This is a genomic window from Amycolatopsis kentuckyensis (assembly GCF_002155975.1).
GTDB classification, from domain to species: Bacteria; Actinomycetota; Actinomycetes; order Mycobacteriales; family Pseudonocardiaceae; genus Amycolatopsis; species Amycolatopsis kentuckyensis.
Window position 1 is genome coordinate 1 of record NZ_MUMI01000428.1, and the last position, 3,365, is coordinate 3,365.

General features: G+C 74.9%; 1 protein-coding gene. It reads left to right on the forward strand.

The window, feature by feature from the left end:
- The coding region (locus CCN39_RS35025) for a type I polyketide synthase (protein WP_143264268.1) at positions 1 to 3,365 on the forward strand (3,365 nt) is incomplete at both ends.

Below are 3,365 nucleotides of genomic sequence, written 5' to 3' on the forward strand. Positions count from 1 at the left end.
CTCGTGCGTACGCCGGTCCGCCGCGCCGCACGAGTCGCCGTCGCCACCGAAAACTGGGCCGGGCTCGACGCCGAAGAAGCCCGCGGAAAGCTCCTGGATCTGGTCCGCAAGCACGTCGCGGCGGTGCTGGGCCACGCGAGCCCCGAAACGGTCGACCCGGCGAGGGCGTTCAAGGACGCCGGGTTCGACTCGCTGACCGCGGTGGAGCTGCGCAACCGGCTCGCCACCGCCACCGGCCGCACGCTGCCCGCCACGCTCGTCTTCGACTACCCGAACCCCGCGGTGCTGGCCGAGTTCCTGCTGGCCGGCACCGAGTCCGCCGCGGCCCCGGTGGCCCCGGTGGTCCCGGCGGCCCGCGTCCCCGGCGACGATCCGATCGCCATCGTCGCGATGAGCTGCCGCTTCCCGGGCGACGTCGACTCCGCCGACGCCCTGTGGCGGCTGGTCGCCGAGGGCCGCGACGCCATCGGCGGCTTCCCGGCCGACCGCGGCTGGCCCGTCGCCGAGCTCTACCACCCGGACCCGGCGCACCCGGGGACGTTCTACGCCACCGGGGGCGGCTTCCTGCCCGGCGCCGCCCGGTTCGACGCCGGGTTCTTCGGCATCTCACCACGCGAAGCCCTGGCCATGGACCCGCAGCAGCGGCTGCTCCTGGAAGTCTCGTGGGAGGCCATCGAACGGGCGGGCCTCGACCCGGGCACGCTGCGCGGCAGCAACACCGGCGTGTTCGTCGGCGCCGCCCACTCCGGGTACGCGGCCGGAGCGCCGGCCGCGGACGGCGTCGAAGGGCACCTGCTCACCGGCAACGCGGGCAGCGTGCTGTCCGGGCGCGTCGCCTACCACCTCGGGCTGGAGGGCTCCGCGGTCACCGTGGACACGGCGTGTTCGTCGTCGCTGGTCGCGTTGCACCTGGCCGGGCAGGCGCTGCGGGCGGGCGAATGCGACCTGGCGCTGGCCGGCGGCGTCGCGATCCTCGGCACGCCGGACATCTTCGTCGAGTTCAGCCGCCAGCGCGGGCTGTCCGCGGACGGCCGGTGCAAGGCCTTCGCGGACGCCGCCGACGGCACCGGCTGGAGCGAAGGCGCGGGCATGGTCGTCCTGGAACGGCTGTCGGACGCGCGGCGCAACGGCCACGAGGTCCTCGCGCTCCTGCGCGGCTCGGCGGTCAACTCCGACGGCGCGTCGAACGGCCTGACCGCGCCGAACGGGCCGTCGCAGCAGCGGGTGATCCGCGCGGCGCTGGCGAACGCGGGCCTGGCACCGTCCGATGTGGACGCCGTCGAGGCGCACGGCACCGGAACCACCTTGGGCGACCCCATCGAGGCGCAGGCGGTGCTGGCCACCTACGGCCAGGACCGGTCGACGCCGCTGTGGCTCGGTTCGCTGAAGTCGAACCTCGGGCACACGCAGTCGGCTGCGGGCGTGGCCGGGGTGATCAAGATGGTCATGGCCATGCGCCACGGCGTGCTGCCGAAGACCCTGCACGTCGACGCACCCTCGACCCGGGTCGACTGGGCGTCCGGGGCGGTCGAGCTGCTCACCGCGCAGCGCCCGTGGCCGTCGGTGGATCGCCCGCGCCGGGCCGGCGTCTCGGCGTTCGGCATCTCCGGCACCAACGCGCACGCCATCCTGGAACTGCCCGCGGAACCGGCCTCGGCACCTGCCGTGGTTCCCGAGCCGCCGGTGGTCGCCTGGGCACTGTCGGCGAAGGGCGAACCGGCGTTGCGAGCCCAGGCCCGCAAGCTGGCCGCCGTCGACGCCGCCCCGGCGGCGGTGGCCGGAGCGCTGCTCGCCCGCGCCCGGTTCGACGACCGCGCGGTCGTGCTCGGCAGCAGCCGGGCCGAGCTGCTGTCCGGGTTGCACGCGCTGGCCGCCGGGGAACCCGCACCCGGGGTCGTCCGCGGTACGGCGGCACCGGGCAAGCTGGCGGTGCTGTTCACCGGCCAGGGCGCGCAGCGGGCCGGCATGGGCCGTGAGCTGTACGACCGGTACCCGGTCTACGCGGACGCGTTCGACGAGATCTGCGCCGAGTTCACCGTGCCGGTGCGGGACGTCGTGTTCGGGGACGCGCCGGGCCTGGACGAGACCGGGTTCACCCAGCCCGCGCTGTTCGCCGTCGAGGTCGCGCTGTACCGGCTGTTCGAGTCGTGGGGTGTGCGGCCGTCGTTCGTCGCCGGGCACTCGATCGGGGAGCTGGCCGCGGCGCACGTCGCCGGGGTGTTCTCGCTCGAAGACGCCTGCCTGCTCGTGGCGGCCCGTGCCGCGCTCATGCAGGCGCTGCCGAAGGGCGGCGCCATGGTGTCGATCGCGGCGCCGGAGGCCGAGGTTCGGCCGCTCCTGAGCGATCGGGTGGCGATCGCCGCCGTCAACGGCCCGGCATCGGTGGTCGTCTCCGGCGACGAGCCCGATGTTCTGGCCGTCACCGCAACGTTCGCGGACCGGGGCGTCCGGACCAAGCGGCTCAGCGTCAGCCACGCGTTCCACTCGCCGCACCTGGACCCGATGCTCGACGAGTTCCGCGCGGCCGCCGACAAGGTCACCTACCACCCGGCGCGGATACCGGTGCTCTCGAATGTGAGCGGTGCTCTCGCCGAGTCGTTCACGGCGGACTACTGGGTCCGCCACGTCCGCGAAGCGGTCCGGTTCGCCGACGGCATTTCCACTTTGGCCGCCGCCGGGGTGGGCATCTTCCTGGAGCTGGGCCCGGACGGCGTTCTCAGCTCGATGGCCCGCGACACCGTGCCGGACGCGGTGGTGGTCCCGTCCCTGAGGCGGGACCGCCCCGACGGCGAGGCGGCGCTGACCGCACTGGCGACGCTGTTCGCGCACGGCGCGCCGGCCGACCTGGGCGCGGTCTTCCCGCCCGCCGGGCGCGTGGACCTCCCCACGTACGCCTTCCAGCACGAGCACTACTGGCTCGAAGCGGCGGCCGCCCCCGCGGCGGACACGGCGTTCTGGTCCGCGGTCGAGCGCGAGGACGTCGGTGAGCTGGCTGGGGCCCTGTCGATCGACGAGGACCAGCGCGCGTCCTTGACCGCCTTGCTCCCGGCGTTGTCGTCCTGGCGACGGCAGCAAGGCGATCAGTCCGTTGTGGACGGATGGCGCTACCGGGTGACCTGGGAACCGGCCCGCGCCACGGCCGCGACGCTTCCGGGGCACTGGCTGCTGGCCGTCCCGGCCGGTGAAGCCCTCCTGGGTGACGAGGTCGCGGCAGCCCTCACCGCGGATGGCGCCGCGTTCACGCGCCTCGACGACCCGACCGCCGACGACCTCGCCTCCGCAGCGCGGACCGCGGACGCCGTCCTGTCCCTGCTCGCGCTGACGTCCGGCCCGGCGGCGGCCGTCCCGCCCGGAGTGGCGGCGAC